This window comes from Bradyrhizobium barranii subsp. apii, assembly GCF_011516635.5.
Taxonomy (GTDB): domain Bacteria; phylum Pseudomonadota; class Alphaproteobacteria; order Rhizobiales; family Xanthobacteraceae; genus Bradyrhizobium; species Bradyrhizobium barranii.
The window spans coordinates 3,382,912-3,400,302 of the sequence record NZ_CP096255.1 but is presented as its reverse complement, the minus strand read 5'-3'; the positions used below and the strand labels follow the sequence as shown (position 1 = coordinate 3,400,302).

13 protein-coding genes and 3 pseudogenes are annotated in these 17,391 nt (G+C 59.7%); 2 read left to right on the top strand and 14 right to left on the bottom strand.

Features of this window, described 5'->3' with window-relative positions; all coding sequences use genetic code 11:
- Positions 1–161 precede the first annotated feature (161 nt).
- From HAP41_RS16215 to HAP41_RS16195, 5 genes and pseudogenes are all read right to left on the bottom strand, one after another.
- Positions 162–997 (bottom strand): annotated as a pseudogene (locus tag HAP41_RS16215) (IS5 family transposase).
- A 601-nt stretch (positions 998–1,598) separates the two neighbouring features.
- Positions 1,599–2,108, bottom strand: a complete 510-nt coding sequence (locus HAP41_RS16210; protein ID WP_166099852.1) for a site-specific integrase — start codon at positions 2,106–2,108, stop codon at positions 1,599–1,601.
- Between the two features lie 66 nt (positions 2,109–2,174).
- Entirely contained in the window at positions 2,175–3,449 is a 1,275-nt protein-coding gene (locus HAP41_RS16205; RefSeq protein WP_166064748.1) for an IS256 family transposase, read from the bottom strand.
- 36 nt (positions 3,450–3,485) lie between these two features.
- Positions 3,486–4,157, bottom strand: coding sequence for a site-specific integrase (locus tag HAP41_RS16200; protein WP_166099859.1), 672 nt, complete (start codon positions 4,155–4,157; stop codon positions 3,486–3,488).
- Between the two features lie 120 nt (positions 4,158–4,277).
- Positions 4,278–5,621: an IS1380 family transposase gene (locus HAP41_RS16195; protein ID WP_166053720.1), complete on the bottom strand. Its 1,344-nt coding sequence runs from the start codon at positions 5,619–5,621 to the stop codon at positions 4,278–4,280.
- 358 nt (positions 5,622–5,979) lie between these two features.
- Between HAP41_RS16195 and dusA the strand changes: the two genes are divergently transcribed.
- Entirely contained in the window at positions 5,980–6,927 is a 948-nt protein-coding gene (gene dusA, locus HAP41_RS16190) for a tRNA dihydrouridine(20/20a) synthase DusA (RefSeq protein WP_248577208.1), read from the top strand.
- Positions 6,928–7,110: 183 nt separating this feature from the next.
- Here dusA and HAP41_RS16185 read toward each other — a convergent pair whose 3' ends face one another.
- Positions 7,111–7,875: a metallophosphoesterase gene (locus HAP41_RS16185; RefSeq protein ID WP_166099871.1), complete on the bottom strand. Its 765-nt coding sequence runs from the start codon at positions 7,873–7,875 to the stop codon at positions 7,111–7,113.
- 582 nt (positions 7,876–8,457) lie between these two features.
- On the opposite strand from HAP41_RS16185, the gene HAP41_RS50755 reads away from it, so the two are divergent.
- Positions 8,458–9,408 (top strand): LysR family transcriptional regulator, encoded by a 951-nt coding sequence (locus tag HAP41_RS50755; protein WP_063982128.1) that lies wholly within the window; start codon positions 8,458–8,460, stop codon positions 9,406–9,408.
- On the opposite strand, the gene HAP41_RS16180 is transcribed toward HAP41_RS50755, so the two are convergent.
- The 8 genes and pseudogenes from HAP41_RS16180 to trbE form a co-directional block, all read right to left on the bottom strand.
- Positions 9,384–9,617 (bottom strand): DUF2274 domain-containing protein, encoded by a 234-nt coding sequence (locus tag HAP41_RS16180; RefSeq protein ID WP_084795049.1) that lies wholly within the window; start codon positions 9,615–9,617, stop codon positions 9,384–9,386. The genes HAP41_RS50755 and HAP41_RS16180 overlap by 25 nt on opposite strands.
- A 7-nt stretch (positions 9,618–9,624) precedes the next feature.
- A pseudogene (locus HAP41_RS16175) lies at positions 9,625–10,845 on the bottom strand (TraB/TrbI/VirB10 family type IV secretion system protein).
- The gene (gene trbG, locus HAP41_RS16170; RefSeq protein WP_166099879.1) at positions 10,842–11,858 is read right to left on the bottom strand and encodes a P-type conjugative transfer protein TrbG; all 1,017 of its coding nucleotides are present in this window, start codon (positions 11,856–11,858) and stop codon (positions 10,842–10,844) included. Before trbG ends, HAP41_RS16175 begins: the two are co-directional and overlap by 4 nt.
- Complete coding sequence (gene trbF / locus HAP41_RS16165) at positions 11,855–12,538, bottom strand: conjugal transfer protein TrbF (RefSeq protein WP_063982125.1); 684 nt, start codon at positions 12,536–12,538, stop codon at positions 11,855–11,857. The genes trbG and trbF overlap by 4 nt, the downstream gene beginning before the upstream one ends.
- Positions 12,539–12,629: 91 nt before the next feature.
- Positions 12,630–13,859 (bottom strand): P-type conjugative transfer protein TrbL, encoded by a 1,230-nt coding sequence (gene trbL / locus HAP41_RS16160; protein WP_166099882.1) that lies wholly within the window; start codon positions 13,857–13,859, stop codon positions 12,630–12,632.
- Positions 13,856–14,212: a putative entry exclusion protein TrbK-alt gene (trbK-alt, locus tag HAP41_RS16155; protein WP_166099889.1), complete on the bottom strand. Its 357-nt coding sequence runs from the start codon at positions 14,210–14,212 to the stop codon at positions 13,856–13,858. Before trbK-alt ends, trbL begins: the two co-directional genes overlap by 4 nt.
- Positions 14,209–14,943 (bottom strand): P-type conjugative transfer protein TrbJ, encoded by a 735-nt coding sequence (gene trbJ / locus HAP41_RS16150; RefSeq protein ID WP_063982123.1) that lies wholly within the window; start codon positions 14,941–14,943, stop codon positions 14,209–14,211. Before trbJ ends, trbK-alt begins: the two co-directional genes overlap by 4 nt.
- A pseudogene (trbE, locus tag HAP41_RS16145) lies at positions 14,940–17,371 on the bottom strand (conjugal transfer protein TrbE). The gene trbJ and the pseudogene trbE overlap by 4 nt, the downstream one beginning before the upstream one ends.
- Between the last annotated feature and the right edge of the window lie 20 nt (positions 17,372–17,391).

The window sequence follows — 17,391 nt, the reverse complement described above, 5'->3', positions numbered from 1 at the left end:
GCAAAAACGTGCGTCGATGCTGAAAGTTCGCCGGCGGCTGATGTCATCCTGTTTGAAGCATGAAACGGGAATTAACAACTTACCGCCAAGCTGCAGGCGGCCCGACCGCCTTCTAGGCGTGCCAGTAAAGGCCGGCCTCTCTCAGAGTCTGTCCGGAAAGATTACCTTGGATTGCATAGCTTTCGCAGCATGAGTCGGATGGAGGCCAGCTTGAGAAAGGCGAGCGCCCTGTGATTGAAGCATTCCCAATCTTTGGACAGTCTTCGGCATCGCCCGAGCCAGGCAAAGGTACGCTCGACGATCCAGCGTTTGGGCAAGACGACGAAACGGTGAGCCTGATCGGAGCGTTTGACGATTTCGAGGTTCACGCGCTTCAGAGCGCTACGCAGCCCCTTCTGGAAATGTGGCCCTTGATATCCGCCGTCGGCGTAGAGCTTCAGAAGAAAGGGATAGAGGCCGAACAACGTTGCCATCAGGAGCACGCCGCCGTCGCGATCCTGGATGTCCGCCGCATGCACGATGGCGTGCATCAAGAGGCCTTGCGTGTCGACGAGAATGTGCCGCTTCTTGCCCTTGATCTTCTTGCCCGCGTCGTAGCCATGGAGATCATGAGGCCCCCTTTTTCAGCGCTTTTCACGCTCTGGCTATCGATGATGGCGGCGGTGGGAGAAGCCTCGCGCTCGGCCCTTTCGCGACATTCGACATAGAGGGCGTGATGAATTTTATCGAGCGTGCCGTTCCAGCTCCACAGATCGAAGTAGCCATACAGCGTCGAGCGCGGCGGCAGGTCCTTGGGGATCGCGCGCCACTGGCAACCTGTGCTCAGGATGTACATCAGCCCGTTGGCAATCTCGCGCAGGTCCACCGTACGCTTGTTGCCGCCGCGCTTGGCCGGCGGGATGCGAGGCGCGATCAGCGCCCACTCCTCGTCGGTCAAGTCGCTCGGATAGCGCAGGCGGCTGCGGTCGTAGCGTGCACGGTTCTCGGTAGTCCACATTGGCGGCGCGTCCCCATCGAATCAGGCCGCTCACCTTGAATCACAACCGATTCATTCGACTCAACATGTTTTGGAACAGACACTCAGAAATTCCGCTCCTCGCTCGAGCCCACAATGTTATTGTGGAGGTTTAGCCGCGCAACGTGGTTCTCGCCGCCATCTATGCGGGATTTTGTGACCACTAATCATTGCTAGAGCAGTAAATATCGAGCCAGACGACGCGCGGCAATCTGCTCATCTGTTGAATGGTCATCAGCCGGCCGGCAGATAAGGCAGCGGCATGCACAGAACTAAAAGAGCGCATTCAAAGCCGCGGATTAAGACGTAAATCGCCGCCGCGATCTGAACGATCAGGTTCACCGCATGGCCGGCCCGTAAGCTCACTATTCCAGTCGAGATTTTTCACCCACCTTTTGTCGTTTCGTCCGTTGTCTCGCAGTCTTGTCCCACGCCACGACTGCCTCTTCGATAGCGTCCATTCGTATGAGAACCATTTCGATGAAATCACCTTGGGGCTCAACGTAGAGTGCGCGCTGGTAGATCTCGCTGCGCAAACTTGGCACTATCTCTGAAGCAACCCGATTGCCGTGCGCCGCCATTTTTACGGATCCATCAACTGATCTATATAATCCGCAACCGACAGTTCCGCCGGTGGCTGCAATTTCACGAGATCCTCGGGCTTAAGACGAGTGTACCGTCTTAGCGTTTCCCAATCCTTGTGACCTGTGACAAGCGCAACCCTTTCGATCGGCAATCCAGCTTCGAAGAGTCGTGTTGCCGCTTCGCGGCGCAGATCGTGAAATCGTAGGTCCTCGATGTGAAGAACCTGGCACGCCCTGGCAAAGGCGGCGCCTGCGCTGGCTGCTCGATAAGGAAAAACCCGCCCTTTGCCTCGGGTCACAATCCTCTGCTCGAGAACTAGCTGCCAAGCGTCAAAGCCTGTCGCGTTCAGCATCGGTATAACTTGGTCATTGTCGTCTTGATCCTGGGGGGCCTTGCGGGCTCTGATCTTGATCAAGCGCTTTCTCATATCAACATCAGCCCATTCGATTCGGAAGATTTCGCCTTCGCGCATCGCCGTAGCAATTGCGAACGGAATAATGCGATCCATGGGGATGTACTGGGGATGTCCCGATCGCTGTTGAACTACGTCGGGTCGACGTTGCCGGAATGAATATTACGCAGCCCTCGTGACGTGGGCAACGGACTTGATTGTCATGCGATCGTGGTGAGCTTGAAGGGCCGCACGCAGAACCGACAATTGCTTATGCGCCTTCAATCGTCGGAAGCCCTTGTTGGCCTCGATCATACCGGCCGCGACCCATCGCAAGGCCATACCGGCATCCCGCCAGCGTTTAACGTTGCGCGTGACGCGGCGAATGGTGCCCATCATGTTCTCGGCGATATTGGTACAGGCGAGCGATCGGCGAAGCTCCTTCGGCAACTTCAACCGGACGACAGTCAGGATTTCGTCGAGGCCTTCGAGGATACTGGCCGCAACGCCGGGCCATTGCTGGTCGAGTCGACGCGCGAGATTGCGGATCAATTTTTCAGCCTTGTCGGCGTCATCGAGCTCCCAGGCCTGGCGCAGCACCCGGCGGGTGGCCGCATGATGCTCTTTCGGCAGGCGTTCCATGATGTTGCGCGCCTTGTGGATCTGGCAGCGCTGGATCGCAGCGGCCGAACCGAAGGTGCGGCGGATCGCCTTCGACAACGCCTTCGCGCCGTCGGCGATGAACAGTCTTGGCACCGTCGGGTCGAGCCCGCGCGAGACCAGGTTGTCCAGCAGGGCCTGAACCGTTGCTGCATTCTCGGTCGCCCCTTCCACCAGCGCCAGCGGATGCTTGTTGCCTTCGCCGTCAACCCCGATCGCGGCCACCAGCACGAGATCGTCGTCGAGATGCAGCCCGTCGATTTGGACCACCAGAAGGTCGAGCGCGGACAGATCGGCAGCCATGAAGTCGGCCAGCCGCGCCGCCGACAGAGCCACGAACCTCCGCGAGGCCGCCGACTTCGAAATCCCCGATCCGGGCGGTGCCGGCACGTCACCCTCGGGCAGCCGGACGGCGCGGCCGAACCGGCGCGTCGACACATTGATCAGCATCAGGTTCATCGCCCAGCGACCGAGCCAGTCCTCCTGCGCCGCCGTTTCCCAGCTCGGGATCGTGACCTCGCGGCCGTCCATGCCCCGGACCCGCGGGCGATCGACCTCGATCTTGCCGCCGTGGAAACCGATCCGCCCCCGCGTTCGGCCCCAACGGTGCGCCCGCCGCGCCGCATCACGACCGTGGCGCGGCCCGCAGGCCGCTGTCACATCCGCCTCCATCATCGTGCCGAGCGCCTCGATTCCTGCCGCAAGGCAGAACCGATCGAAGCTCGCTCGCACTTCCGCAAATGATTTCTCCACAGCCCCGGTCGCCGGCCAACCAGCCGGTGTGATATCTCTCGTCATGGCGTTGCTCTCCTTTGTGGAATCAGCACCCCGAGCCTACCGGCTCAAGGTGGGCAACGCCGACCTCTTCAGAAATTCAACAGAACCCGGGACATCCCCGATGTACTGGCGTGGACTGGCTGCGAAGAATTCGATCAAACGCTGAATCTCTTCAACGGTGGGACGCCGCGTTCTTGCTCGACTTTTTCTCATCAGACCGAGCTTCTTTAGGGCTACGCGAGCTAAGTCAAACTCGTCGTGACGCAGCGGCGCGCCGTGCACGGCCTCAGCATAGGTCAGGATTGCGCTTATATCGGAGAAGTTGAACTGAACCGTACTTGCCGAAGCTCCCCCCTTTGCTCGCGAACGACCATATTCAACGAAGTTTGCTCGCGTGAGTTCTGAAAGCTTCAGTTTACCCAAAGTGGGCCGAATGCTTTCGAGGAAGAGCTGTCTGGTTCTCCCAACCTTCTTCCCAACTTCCAGCATGTCCTGAAGGTAGAGATCAATAAGCTCTTCCAACGTTCGCTTGTCCCAATCGGATGGTGCCTTTGCGGTAAGATCGATTTCACGTTCCAGGGCTAAACCCCAGGTCTCCGCGTCTTCCTTTTTGCGAAAGGTTCTCGTGGCGTACTGTCCCTTTCGACGGACTTGAATGCGCCAGTTGCTCGAAGGGAGCCTAACCCGCCCTATTCGTGAGAGCGCGGTATTTTGGTCCGACTGGTGCATCCGCACACCTCCGCTGACGAGGCGCACAGGATTGCCTTCGGCTTTTCACCGCCTGACGACCGGTACTTTGCAACGCGCTTGAGGGATGGGTTGGGTGAACGCGGGCGGACGCCCCACCGGTCAAGGACCGAGCGGCAGCAGCGCGCCGGGCAAGCTGCGGATCAGGTCGGCTTCGGGACATGCCGCGGCGAACGCAAGGCGAATGCGGCTCTTGGTCTCGACAACCCGGGCGGCGATTTTCAAGAGCCGAAGACGCAGCGTCGCGAACTCGGCAGTGGCCAATTCCCGGACTTTGGGAATGGCGTCGCGCACGGTCAGCATCAGCCAATAAGCGGCGGTATGGAGAACGAGGCGGACTTGATTGGCGAGCGCCGAACGGCAACTGGTGCGATCGGAGGCGAGCTGCGTCTTATGCAGCTTGATCAGATTCTCGGCTTGGCCGCGCGCGCAATACAGGCTGTCGTAGATCCACTCGGCCGAGCCGACATCGAGGCTGGTGACGACGAAGCGGATGTCGAGGCCGAGCATCGTCGCCTCAATACGGGCGACGGTGCGTCGTTCGCGATCCCAGGACTTTGCCTTGTGGCGCGTCTCGGTATAGCCGCGCAGAACCGGCAGGTTCTCGATGGCGCGTCGCGTGCGGATGTCGTCGGCGACCGCGTCGACTTTTCTGGCGAGCGGCTTGGTGCCGGACAGACCGAAGATGTAGTCGATGCCGTTGGTCTCGCACCACGCCATTGCCTCCGGCCGGGCATAGTGCCCGTCGCCACGGAACGTAATTCGCGTGTTGTGCCACCGCGTCCGGATATGCCGTACCAGGCGGCGCAGATGGGCACGCACCTCGACGCCGCCCGGCGTCTTGCCGGGCCGCAGCACGACCGCCACGGGCCGGCTCTTCTCCGTGTCGTAGACGTGGATCGGCAGGAAGCAGCGTTCGTCATAATGAGCGTTGAACAGCGAGAGCTGCTGATGGCCGTGGACGACATCGCAGGTATCATCGATGTCGAGCGTGACGGATGCCGGCTCGCGCGGGTAGCTATCCATCCATGCGTCGACCAAAGTGTAGGTCAGTCGGATCACGTCGCGCAGGCGCGGAGCATTCTCCAGGCGCGACAGCGTCGGTTGGGAACACAGATCGCGACCCGTGTCCGGCAGCCGTCCGCAGGCCAGCTTGAATGCGGGATCGGACCGCAGATGATCGAGGTCGTCGGCGTCCTCGTAGCCGCAGCAGATCGCGAACATGCGCGCGCGGAACATATCGACCAGGCTGTGCACGACCCGCGTCGGATCGCGCCGATCCGGGAACACCCGGGCCAAATTGTCGGCCAAGCCGAGACGCCGCTCGGCCATCGCCAGAAGCATCACGCCCCCGTTCGAGGTCAGCCGACCGCCATCGAAGGCAGCTGTGACTTTCTTGGCGTGAACGGCTGGAAACGAGAAGGGCAGAATCGTATCGTCGGTCATGGCGGGCGTGGTGTTCGCGGCTGAAGGTGATGGGGTTGGCTTTGCAACCGAATCCTACGCCGCATCAGCGCTTTACACCACGCTCGCCAGCCTCTCAGGCGCCCTCTGACGAATAAGACGGGCTAATAAGTGTCGCCATGATCGTCCCCGCAGCTGCCGTTACAAAAATCGCGTCCTCCGCACATCAATTCGCAACCCTTTGTCCGCACTAGAGATGTCCGCACGGGCCGCTCGCGTGAGCGAGCTGGGTTGTAATTCCGCAGGCCCCGGGTTATCTCCAACGAGATCACGAAGCGTTCTTTCATCCTTGTTGGGCCATAAGTTGCAATCCGCTCCCTATCGCTTTTCTGTGGCTCCGATGATGGATTGGACCGACCGGCATTGCCGGGTGTTCCATCGTCACCTGACCCGGCGGGCGCTGCTTTATACGGAGATGCTGACCACCGGCGCCATCATTCACGGCAATCGAGAGCGGCTGCTCGGGTTCGACGCGATCGAGCATCCAGTGGCGCTTCAACTCGGTGGCTCGGATCCGCGCGACCTCGCGCAGGCCGCCCGGATTGGCGAGGATTTTGGGTATGACGAAATCAATCTCAATGTGGGCTGTCCCTCCGATCGCGTAAAGGACGGCCGCTTCGGCGCCTGCCTGATGGCGCAGCCAGAGCTTGTGGCGGTTTGCGTCGAGGCGATGAAACGCGTGGTCAAAGTGCCCGTCACGGTGAAATGCCGCATAGGCATCGATGACCAGGATCCGGAAGTCGCGCTGGATAAATTGGCGCGCGCCGTCGTCGCTTCCGGCTGCGATACCCTGACCGTGCATGCCAGAAAGGCCTGGCTCGACGGCCTGTCGCCCAAAGAAAACCGCGACATCCCGCCGCTCGACTATGATCGCGTCTACCGCCTCAAGCGCACGATGTCGGATGTGCCGGTCATCATCAATGGCGGCATCCCAGGCATTGACGAAGCGAAAGCGCATCTTGCGCATGTCGACGGCGTGATGCTCGGCCGTGCCGCGTATCAAGAGCCGTGGCGGCTTCTCTCCGTCGATCAAGACATTTTCGGCGAGGTGGCGCCGCATGCGACCATGCAAGACGCGCTCGAGGCGATGATGCCCTATATCGAGCGACAACTCGCGCGGGGCACACGGCTGCATGCTATCACGCGACATTTCGTCGGGGCATTTCACGCTGTGCCCGGCGCACGCGCCTTCCGCCGACATTTAGCGGAAAACGGGACGCGGCCCGGAGCTGACGTCCGGGTATTAGAAGACGCGATCGCCAAGATTTCCCAGCGACAGGCAGCCTAAGTTGGCCTTTCATTCGCCCAAGCAATAGCAGTGCGCCGGTTATACTGAAATCGCAGAGACAGTATAACCGTGGTGAAAGCCCGATGTGCTTGCGGGTTGACGCTGTCAAATTATTCCCCTTTGGATCTCGACTACGAAATTTGGATCAAAAGTCGGATTTTCCCATGCGCGCTGCGTCTGCAGCTATGGACCGCGGCCCTTGGCGTTAGAGACGACCCTCGTCATGCCAAAGTTTTTTCGAAGCATTCGTGGGTATGGCCGAAGATCCAAGCATCTGCCAGCCGCAGCGTTTTCTTTCCTCTCAATCGACTGGGGCCCCATGAGCGCCGTCAAGTCACTACGGTACGCTGCAGCTAAAATCTCTTCGTCCGTTAGTTGCGCGTAGTCGCGAGAGTGTTGGGCATCCGGCACCGGCGCGTGATGGGTGACAATCACCAACTTGCGGTCGCCCCTCGACTTACCCATTTCAGCCTCTAGAAACGCTCGCGATTGCCGGTGACGGAACAGCGCATTTGCCGGACGAAAAGGTCGCTTGTGGCGGTCGGTCCGGATCTTCTTGAAGTCGTTCATTCGCTTGTCCGCGATCGCCATTGCGCGTACATGTCGCCCCGCAGCATGAAGTCGGTCCACAACGTCGCTCCTGCGAACGTTACGGCCAAAAGGGATCGCGCAATTTTGAAGCACGTAGATCTTTGTGCCTCGGGCGGCGTCCATAGCCTTCTCTACTGTCCGAGCCTCGTCCGCCCCGTAAGCCTCATGGTTGCCCAGCACGTAAATGGCCGGCTTATCCGGCACGCGCTCCTCAAGCCAACGGACGCCACGCTCGGCACGCGGGATCAGTTCGCCTGCCATAATCAACACGTGGAACTCTGGCCGCTCCGCCGGCGGCGCAAGATCCCAACCACGGGTCAATATAACATGGAGATCACTCATGACCCACAAACGCATGGTTCATGCCCCAATCCTAGAGAGCAGCCGTTACAGCCGACACGAGCTGGATAGAAGTTTCTAGGCTCCTCTGGAGCGCTTGTAGGTCCGAGAGGCGGACCTCCTCCATCACCAAAGCGCGCGGCTCCAGGAGCTCTTTGACGAGCTGGATCAACGGCGTCTCTTGGATGCCTCTTTCATTCAAATGAAGGTTGGTTCTGATTGCGCCACTCGGCGTTAATCTCGTAGTCACCTCGATTGGGATCGACTGCAGCACGATGCTCAATGGGATCTCGATAGTTGCAAGAACTGCGTCAGTCCCTGCGATACGATGCCCGAATCTGTGCATACGGCTTGTGGGGCCAAAGCCATTTTGAGCGGAAGCCTCGCCGAAAGGCTCAATTTCTAGCCATTCTCTGAAAGCCATAGCAAGGCTCCTTTTTGGGTAACCGGAGCGTTCAACAGCGTTGGTCCCGACGCGCCTGTAACGCCATACCCGATCTCGGGAGGAATGCCCCCTGTCGAATCGTACAGGTGCGTCCAAATCTGAGCTGACCTACCTCGGAGGTGCCGGCTTCATTATCGACAAGGGGGTCGTATTGGATGTGCAGCCTTTCGGCCAAGTCCGACCGCCACCTCTCGGGACAGGCGATCGAGCTCAAGCACCTTCGATTCGCGGCACTCGCATATGAATGCGGCAGCTTCCGGAAGGCCGCCGAGCTCCTTCCTGTTCAGCATTCTGCATTGAGCCGTGCGGTGGCTCAACTCGAGGCCCAGGTTGGAGCGGCTTTATTCGAACGTTCGACAACAGGCGTACGACCTACCCTCGCTGGCCTGCATTTCTTGAAACACGCAATCTCAATTTTGGAGCAACTTGACGCACTTCTCGAATCGACAAGCGGCTTGGCACGTGGCCAGTCTGATCAACTTCGGGTAGGCTTATGCGCGTCGGTCGCCCCTGGCCGCCTCGGAGAACTCCTTGCCGGCTTTCGGCAACGTTGCGCTCCTACTAACCTAGTCGCCACAGAGCGATCTACGACAGGGTTACGTAGATCTCTTCAGAGCAGCGATTCAGATATTATAATTGGATCAGGACTGCCCGACTCGTCAACCGTCCACGCGCACGCGCTGTGGCGCGAGCGGGTTTTCGTTTTGCTCCCGACAGATCACGCGCTTGCTTCCCACGAAGCTGTCTTCTGGACGGACCTTCGCGATCAAACCATTTTGCTCGTAACGCCCGATCGTGCCGGCAGCGTGGAGGAAATGTTAGAATCCAGAATCCAGATGCGTGGGATCATCCAAAACGTGCAACGGCATCACGTCAGTCGGCACCTCATTCACAAGTTCACAAGACTGGGATTCGGCGTGAGCTTTATCCTAGACTCCGACGTCGCCACTGTTGGAGACGACGTTGTTTATCGAGAATTGCACGACGAGCAGGGTCAAGTGGACGTCTGCTTTTATGCGCACTGGATGCCCAGCAATAGGAAATTCGCATTACGTCCATTTCTGACGTTTTTAGCCGAGCGCTACCCGTCGCCAACCGAGCGATAGACGCGCTTTGACTTCGCAAAGCCTCTGTCTGCGGCCATAAATCGCGCCAGCATTGGCGCGACCAGTTTGATTGGATCAATCGCCTGGCCTGTTTCGCGCGCCAAGGCTTCAGCGTACGCAACCAAATCCCGGTGCACCGAAGCAGGTAGTTCCGTCATGACTTTGACTGGCTTATCGTCCGACAACGCCGTGATCTTAAGCTTCGACACCAGACACCTACCCTCTATACAGCTCAAGAACGAGATCTCGATTGACGATGACACGCACCGGGAAACCGGACCGGATGGTCACCGTTGGTTGAATACCGAGGCTGCGACGGACGATCTGTTGGCCTGTTTGATTGAGGGAGTCGCCTGCACCGCGCCGCATCGCCTGGAGGATCGCGCTGTCATTGCTGTTCGTATTTGAGCCCGCGCCGGGCTCGGTGCCGACGGCTAGTAGGGTCGAAAGAGCCGCGGCTTTGAACAATTCGCCCCAGTGATTATTGACCTCGTCTTCAAGCCCCGAATAGCCCGCGGTATCAGCCCCCTGTTCACGCTCCAACACCATCGAACGGCCATTCGGCATGATCAGCCGGGTCCAGACCAGCAACACGCGCGACTGACCGAAGGCAACCTGGCTGTCATAAACGCCAATCAGGCGCGCTCCCTGCGGGATAAGCAGAAAGCGCCCGGTGGGCGAATCGAACACATTTTCGGTCACCTGTGCGGTGATCTGGCCCGGAAGGTCCGACCGTATCCCTGTGATCAAGGCACCTGGAATGACAGTTCCCGCCTGCACGACATAGGGTGATGCCGGCTTGGTGACGCGATCGGGGCTTACTGTACGGCGATCAACGAATGCATTGACGAATGCGAGCTTCCTGTCCTGACCACCCTGCGAAACTCCCTCGTCGCCATTGGTGGCCGAAATTGATGAAGCATTCCGGTCGCCACCCTGGGCCGCGGCAGCAGGCGGGCGCGCATCTCTTGCATTGACCGAAGCGAACAAATGGCTTACGCGGGCCGCTTCGGTTTCTTGATCCCGGCGCTGCTATTCCGCATCGAGAGCCGTAGCTCCAATCGTCGGCGACTGACCTTGGGCGGCCAGAATAGGACGCCCAAGGTCTCCAGGAAGAGGTGGACCAAGCTGGGGAATACCTTGACGCGTCAACCCCATGTAGTCCTTCGGCAGCGTCGCAATGCCATCGGCAATATCGTGATGCTCAGTGGCGTAGAGCTCATCCGCCGGCTGATTTCGGGAACGATTGTTTTGCAACGACCACAATACAGCGCCGCCAATGACTACCAGCGCGACCGCAATTCCTCCTGCGAGAACCTTGCGCGATAGCCGTGTTACGCGCGGATGCTCCGCTCTTAGGCGGAAGCTTCTCGACGGGTCGTCCTGTGTTTGCCTCGAAATCGATCGATCCTGATCGCCTTCAATCTGCGAATTCATGACGACGACCTCCCGTCAGTCCTGACAATTCGGACCTTCTGCTGGTGTTCGCCCCCGAGCCGCAGTTCTGCCGCTGCAAACAGCCGATCCACAATCAGTAAATTGCCGTATGCGCGGTAGTTGACCAGCTCGGTCTTTCCGTCAGGGCCAATGACGAACAGCGGCGGCATCTCGCCTTGGACAATCCCTTGCGGGAATTCGACATAGACCTTGCGGCCATCGTCATACGCACAGAGCGGCCGCCAGGGTGGACTGTCCCCCTCGATCGCGTAGCGAAGCACGCGCTGCGCTGGATCTGGAAGAACCGGTGTGAGGGAAGCCTCGCGCGATTTTTCGCGCGCTGTTTCTGGATAATACCAGGCGACGGAGGGCATGTAGGGCCGCTCGCGGGAGCGAAGCTCGATCAAATACGTGCGCCGGTCGGTATTAATGACAAGGTTGGTCTCGATTGCCGCCCGCGTCGGCTTCGCGAGGATGTGGACACGACGGGTGTCGCCGCTTCCGCTTTCGGTATCGCCTACAACCCATCGCACCGTGTCTCCTGCCGCGATAGGCCCCGATCCTGTCAGTTGCTCCCCTTCTTCGAGCGCAATATCCGTGATTTGTCCGGGAGAGGCGTGCACCTGATAAAGCGCTCCCGGGCTGTAAGCGTAGATCTGAGCCGCGTTGAAATATCCCCGCTTGCGCGGCTCGACTCGCGCCGCATTGTTTGCTGTTTCAACACGGCTCACCGGTTCAGCCTCCTCCTTCCCTCCTGACTTCCCGCCGAGAGCTGGCTTCCAGGCAGGCGGGACGTGAAGCGGGTGCGGTCTGTTGTCGACCGGTGCTGGAGGCGCAGGCAACGCCGGCAGCTCAGCGTCATAGTTGATTTTCGGCGGAATATAGGTCGCGCAACCTCCAAGGGCCGACGAGCAAACCAGCAGGGCCGACACGATCGCGCGCTTCGAGATCAAGGCGCTAGCGGTGGTTGGGTTGTTAGGCTTCGAGGAAATGTTTGACGTCGTCTTGGTCACTGACCCAGCTCCTTCGACCAATTGATGGCGCGTACATACACGCCGAGCGGATTCTTGCGCAGCCGTTCGGCGTTGCGCGGCGTCTCAATCACAACGGTGAGAATCGCGGTCCAGCGCTCGGTCGAACTCAACGAGCCGTAGTCGTAGGTGCGTTGGACCCAAGCGACTCGAAAGCTGTCCGGTGAGGCACGGATGACGCTGGAGACATCAACCGAGATTTGCGCCTTGCCCAACTTAACGAACGGATCGTTGTTGCGCGCGAAGTCATTGAGCGCGGCCGCGCCCCGATCGGTCGTAAAATCATAGGCGCGCAACCAATTCTGGCGGAGCACGATGCCGTCGGCGGGTAGGCCTCGGACATCTTCAACAAAACGCGCCAAATGGTAGGCGATCTGAGCGTCGGTGGGTTGATAGTCAATGTTGGCCGGGGCAACCCTTTGCGCCTGACCGAGCCGATCGACCTCGACCACCCAGGGCGTGATCGATCCTTGACTCGATTGCCAAACGAGACCACCCGCAAGACCACTTGCTAGCGTGAGGCAGCCAAAGGCCATCAACCGCCAGTTCTTGGCCTGGACGCGCGCAGATCCAATGCGCTGATCCCAGACCTGAGCAGCTTTTTGATAAGGCGTGACGGGTTCGGGCATGCGCCCGTAGTGAACGGACGGTCGTTTGAACATGAAATTTCCTCCTGAGATCAAGAGTTTCGTCTTAGCGTTGTAATAAGTTGGCTGAGTTGTCAGTGCCAGTAGTTGGTGGATCGACGACGCATCAGTGCTCTCCTTCGGAGAGATCGACTGAAGTGCCGGCTCCGCCGGGATCGCTGGAGCGAAGGGCATGCCCGGCCGCGGATGCGCCATGCCGAATTGTCTGGGCCTGCTTCGCGCGCCGTGCGAAATCTGGTTGCCGATCCGCTGAACTAGCTGCGGCCCGCTCGCCTGCTTGCCCATCGCTGGCGAATGTGCTCGCCATCCGGCGCAACGGATTTGTCACGGCTGACACACCGGTCTCGGCGGCGCCTGCAGCGTTGCCGCTTCGATAAGCAGCGGAGACCCCGCTTAGAGCGGCGCTTCCTCCGCGCGCAGCACCTGCGATCGCACCACCGGCGAGGCCTACACCGCCAGCGGCAAGGCCAGCGCCCGCGGCAACAGCACCGCCAACAGCAAGACCCGTCCCAATCGCCGCGCCGGCGCCAAGCTGCGGTCCGCCTGAGACCAAGCCGTTTGCGATTCCTGGCCCGAAGATACCAAGCCCCAACAAGGTGAGCGCCGCGAGAACAAGAGTCATCGCCTCTTCGATCGTCGGCTGCCCGCCACTGAATCCGGACGTGAACTGCGAGAACAAGGTCGAGCCGATACCGACGATGACGGCCAGGACTAGTACTTTGATTCCGGAAGACATCACGTTGCCCAGGACCCGCTCTGCTGCGAAGGCGGTTTTGCCGAAGAGGCCAAAAGGAATGAGCACGAAGCCGGCAAGTGTCGTCAGCTTGAACTCAATCAGAGTGACGAAAAGCTGGATCGCCAGAATGAAAAAGGCGATGAGAACCACGGCCCATGCAAACAGCAGAACGACGATCTGGACGAAATTCTCGAAGAAGCTGATGTAGCCCATCAGGTTCGAGATCGAGTCGAGCAGCGGCCGGCCGGCGTCCAGGCCGACCTGAGCAATGCGACCCGGTCGTAGGAAATCTGATGCCAATAGGCCGGTCCCGGATGCTTTCAGTCCAAGCCCAGCAAAGCTTTCAAAAACAATGCGTGCGAGGTTGTTCCAATTGCCAATCAGGTAGGCGAAGACGCCGACGAATAGTGTCTTCTTCACCAGGCGGGCAATAATATCCTCGTCTGGCCCCCAGCTCCAGAACAGGGCAGCAAGAGTGACGTCAATCGCAGCAAGCGTTGTTGCGAGATATCCGACGTCGCCCCCCAATATGCCGAAGCCGCTATCGATATAGCGTGTGAACGTCTCCAGAAATTGATCGATAACACCAGTGCCAGTCATCGCCTGCTCGCGTCTGGAATTGTAACTGAGGGATAACCTTGGGATAGGCGGCTCTGGTCCTTTGGTGCGGCCCCTGAGCTGCCAGGGTCGAAATCTAAGGGACCATTTTTGTCACCGAAGAAGCGGCGCCGGTTCTCCGCCCAAATGCGCAGGCAATGTTGGTAACCCATCGTGTCGTTCGTCGTGACGCTGCGGCAGCTAGCAACGTCAGAACCATCCAAGCTGGTCGTCTCTTCAGCCGTTGCCGGCGAGGAAGAGCCTTCGCCACCACGAAGCTGGATCGCGCAGGCTGCGGCGAGCAACACTCCAACTGCTGCAACCAAGACGGCTCCAGAGGGTCTTGCGTCACTCATTGGTGGAACATCCGCACTTCCTGGGGTTGGTAGCCCTGACCCGGCGTCAGGAACCGTCGGAGTTGTTCACGTCCCTGGTCTTGAGCTGCGGCGCGCTGCGCCCCTTCGAGGCTCTGCGCCCTGCCCTGGGCTGCCACAGTGGCGGTGAGGTCAGCAAGTTGCTGTGCCTGGAGCGCGAGAATCTGATTGCCGGCCTGAGTTGCCTGCAGCGCGCCGCTGGCCCCCTGGCTTGACGTTACAAGCGCAGCGGTCTGGACGCGGTTGGTGTCGAGGTTGCCGACTACACCTGCCTGCACCCGGAGTGCGTCCTGCAGGCCAGCCACAGAATTTTGCCAGCGCGATTCAGCGTTGGTGAACAACGCCTGGCTGGACTGGTTGCTGGATGCCGGCCTATAGCTTGTCGAGAAGGCCTGATCAATCTGTTGTACGTCGTATGCAATGCGTTGGGCTTGGGCCAGCAGCTGCTGGGTCCGCTGGATCGATGACTGCAGCTGTTGCAACGACGAGTACGGCAGGTTGGCCAGATTCCTGGCCTGATTGGTCAGCATCTGCGCCTCGTTCTGCAACGAGGTGATCTGATTGTTGATCTGCTCGATCTCACGCGCCGCGGTTAGGACGTTCTGAAGGTAGTTGTCAGGATCGAAGACAATCCACTGCGCCCGCACCGGCGCCGTGATACCGAGCGTGAGGGTAATCATGCTGGCGGCGAGCAATGAGCTAAGTCTTCTCATAGCGGTCTCTCCAAATTGCCGAGTTCGGGGATCAGGTCGATGGCCCAGGCGAGACCACGGTGCTGGAGCCAGGCGGGCACGAAGCCATCCCGTCCATGTTCCGCGAGCACTCGCTCCATGGCGGCTTGGTCAGTCTTGGAAGAGGCCGCCGCGAAGGCGAGCGCCACTTTACCAAGGCCCAATTCGAACATCCGGTTGCCGCGGCGAGACTGGCAGTAATAGTCGCGCTTCGGCGGGGCCCGGCTTAAAAGTTCGATCTGCCGGTCATTGAGGCCGAAGCGCCGGTAGATTGCTGATATCTGCGGCTCGATTGCCCGTTCATTGGGGAGTAACAAGCGCGTTGGACAGCTTTCAATGATCGCCGGCGCGATTGCGGAGCCATCGATATCGGAAAGGGATTGGGTGGCGAAGATGACGGACGCATTCTTCTTTCGAAGCGTCTTCAGCCACTCGCGAAGCTTGCCGGCGAACCCCTCGTCGTCGAGGGCAAGCCAGCCTTCGTCGATAATGAGAAGGGTCGGCCGGCCGTCAAGACGGTCCCCGATGCGATGAAAAAGGTAAGACAGCACGGCCGGAGCCGCGCTCGTTCCGATCAACCCCTCGGTCTCAAACGCTTGGACCGAGGCCTCGCCAAGGCGCTCGAATTCGGCGTCGAGCAAGCGGCCGGACGGACCACCCAAGCAATAAGGTTGTAAAGCTCGTTTGAGGGGGGAAGATTGCAGAAGGACTGACAAGCCCGTCAGGGTGCGTTCTTGCGCCGGTGCTGACGCGAGGGAGCTCAGTGCCGACCACAGGTGATCCTTGACCTCCGGCGTGATCTCGATCTTTTCCCGGGCCAGGATCGCACTGATCCATTCGGTGGCCCATCCTCGCTCCGAACGATCATCGATCCAGGCGAGAGGTTGTAGGGCGACTGAGTTTTCGCTCTCGTTGGACAGCGCACCACCCAGATCATGCCAATCGCCACCTATCGCGAGCGCTGCCGCCCGGATTGAACCACCGAAATCGAACGCAAAGATCTGGGAGTTCGGATAGCGGCGGAACTGCAACGCCATCAGGGCCAGCAGCACCGACTTGCCCGCGCCTGTCGGTCCCACTACGAGAGTATGGCCGACATCGCCGACGTGGAGGGAAAATCGGAACGGAGTCGATCCTTCGGTCCGACCGTACAGCAACGGCGGACCCCTGAAATGCAGATCTCTCGCCTCGCCCGCCCATACCGCCGACATCGGAATCAAATGCGCAAGGTTGAGGGTCGAGACCGGCGGCCGCCTCACGTTGGCATAGGCATGTCCCGGTAGGCTGCCGAGCCAGGCCTCGACGGCATTCACCGTCTCGACCATGCAGGTGAAATCCCGCCCCTGGATGATTTTCTCGACCAGCCGCAACTTCTCGTCGGCTCTCTCAGGGCACGATCCCAGACCGTGATAGTTGCCGTGACGAAAGCTTGTCCGATCTGATCTGACCCCAGTTCCTGCAGCGCGGCGTCGGCGTCCATCGCCTTGTTATGGGCATCGGTATCAAGCAGCGCCGACGCCTCGTTGGTCATCACCTCCTTGAGAATGGCGCCTATCGATTTTCTCTTGGCGAACCACTGGCGTCGAATTTTTGTCAGCAGCTTGGTGGCATCGGTCTTGTCGAGCATGATCGCCCGGGTCGACCACCGATACGAGAACGCCAGGCGATTGAGTTCGTCCAAAATTCCGGGCGTGGTTGCGCCAGGAAAGCCAACAATCGTGAGGATCCGGACGTTGGCTGATCCCAGCATCGGCCCCAGCCCGCAAGTCAGCGGCTGATCAGCCAACAGGGCGTCGATGTACATTGGAATTTCTGGCACGCGAACGCGATGACGCTTGGTCGAGACCGTCGAGTGCAGGAAAGTCAGCGTGTCCTGATCGTCGAGCCAGCCGCACTCGGGCATGAACCCTTCGATGAGCTGCAGCACGCGATTGGTTTGGTCAATGAATCCGTGTACGACCTCGCGCGCGTCAGTTCCAAGGGCACGATCGCGGCCCTCGTAGAGCAGACGTTCCGCCTTGGCGGCTCCCTCCTCCGGAGGCAGGTACAAAAACGTCAAGAAGTAGCTGGACTCGTAGTGCGCACCGGCTTCTTCGAACTGTGCTTTACGTTCGGCATCGACCAACGCCGATGCCACATCCGGAAACATGTCGTAGGGATAAGTGCCCGCAGAATGACGCTGCGCCTCAAAAAACACGGCCCAGCCTGAGCCGAGGCGCCGCAAAGCGTTGTTCACACGGCCGGCGATGGCAACAAGTTCGGACGGCACGGCGCTATCGAGGTCGGGTCCTCGAAATTTCGCCGTCCGTTGGAACGAACCGTCCTTGTTCAGGATGATTCCTTCGTCGACCAGAGCGGCCCACGGCAAGAAGTGTAAGCGCGATTTTCTTCGCACGCCGGCGGTTTTGATGGATTGCCCTGGTATCGGGC

Bases quoted from the DNA above. Each gene is read 5' to 3' on its own strand.
- HAP41_RS16200 (WP_166099859.1), bottom strand. From the start codon at position 4,157: ATGCACCAGTCGGACCAAAATACCGCGCTCTCACGAATAGGGCGGGTT.
- HAP41_RS16195 (WP_166053720.1), bottom strand. From the start codon at position 5,621: ATGACCGACGATACGATTCTGCCCTTCTCGTTTCCAGCCGTTCACGCC.
- trbJ (WP_063982123.1), bottom strand. From the start codon at position 14,943: ATGAGAAGACTTAGCTCATTGCTCGCCGCCAGCATGATTACCCTCACG.
- HAP41_RS16205 (WP_166064748.1), bottom strand. From the start codon at position 3,449: ATGACGAGAGATATCACACCGGCTGGTTGGCCGGCGACCGGGGCTGTG.
- trbL (WP_166099882.1), bottom strand. From the start codon at position 13,859: ATGACTGGCACTGGTGTTATCGATCAATTTCTGGAGACGTTCACACGC.
- dusA (WP_248577208.1), top strand. From the start codon at position 5,980: ATGATGGATTGGACCGACCGGCATTGCCGGGTGTTCCATCGTCACCTG.
- trbF (WP_063982125.1), bottom strand. From the start codon at position 12,538: ATGTTCAAACGACCGTCCGTTCACTACGGGCGCATGCCCGAACCCGTC.
- HAP41_RS16185 (WP_166099871.1), bottom strand. From the start codon at position 7,875: ATGCGTTTGTGGGTCATGAGTGATCTCCATGTTATATTGACCCGTGGT.
- HAP41_RS16210 (WP_166099852.1), bottom strand. From the start codon at position 2,108: ATGGATCGCATTATTCCGTTCGCAATTGCTACGGCGATGCGCGAAGGC.
- HAP41_RS50755 (WP_063982128.1), top strand. From the start codon at position 8,458: ATGTGCAGCCTTTCGGCCAAGTCCGACCGCCACCTCTCGGGACAGGCG.
- trbK-alt (WP_166099889.1), bottom strand. From the start codon at position 14,212: ATGAGTGACGCAAGACCCTCTGGAGCCGTCTTGGTTGCAGCAGTTGGA.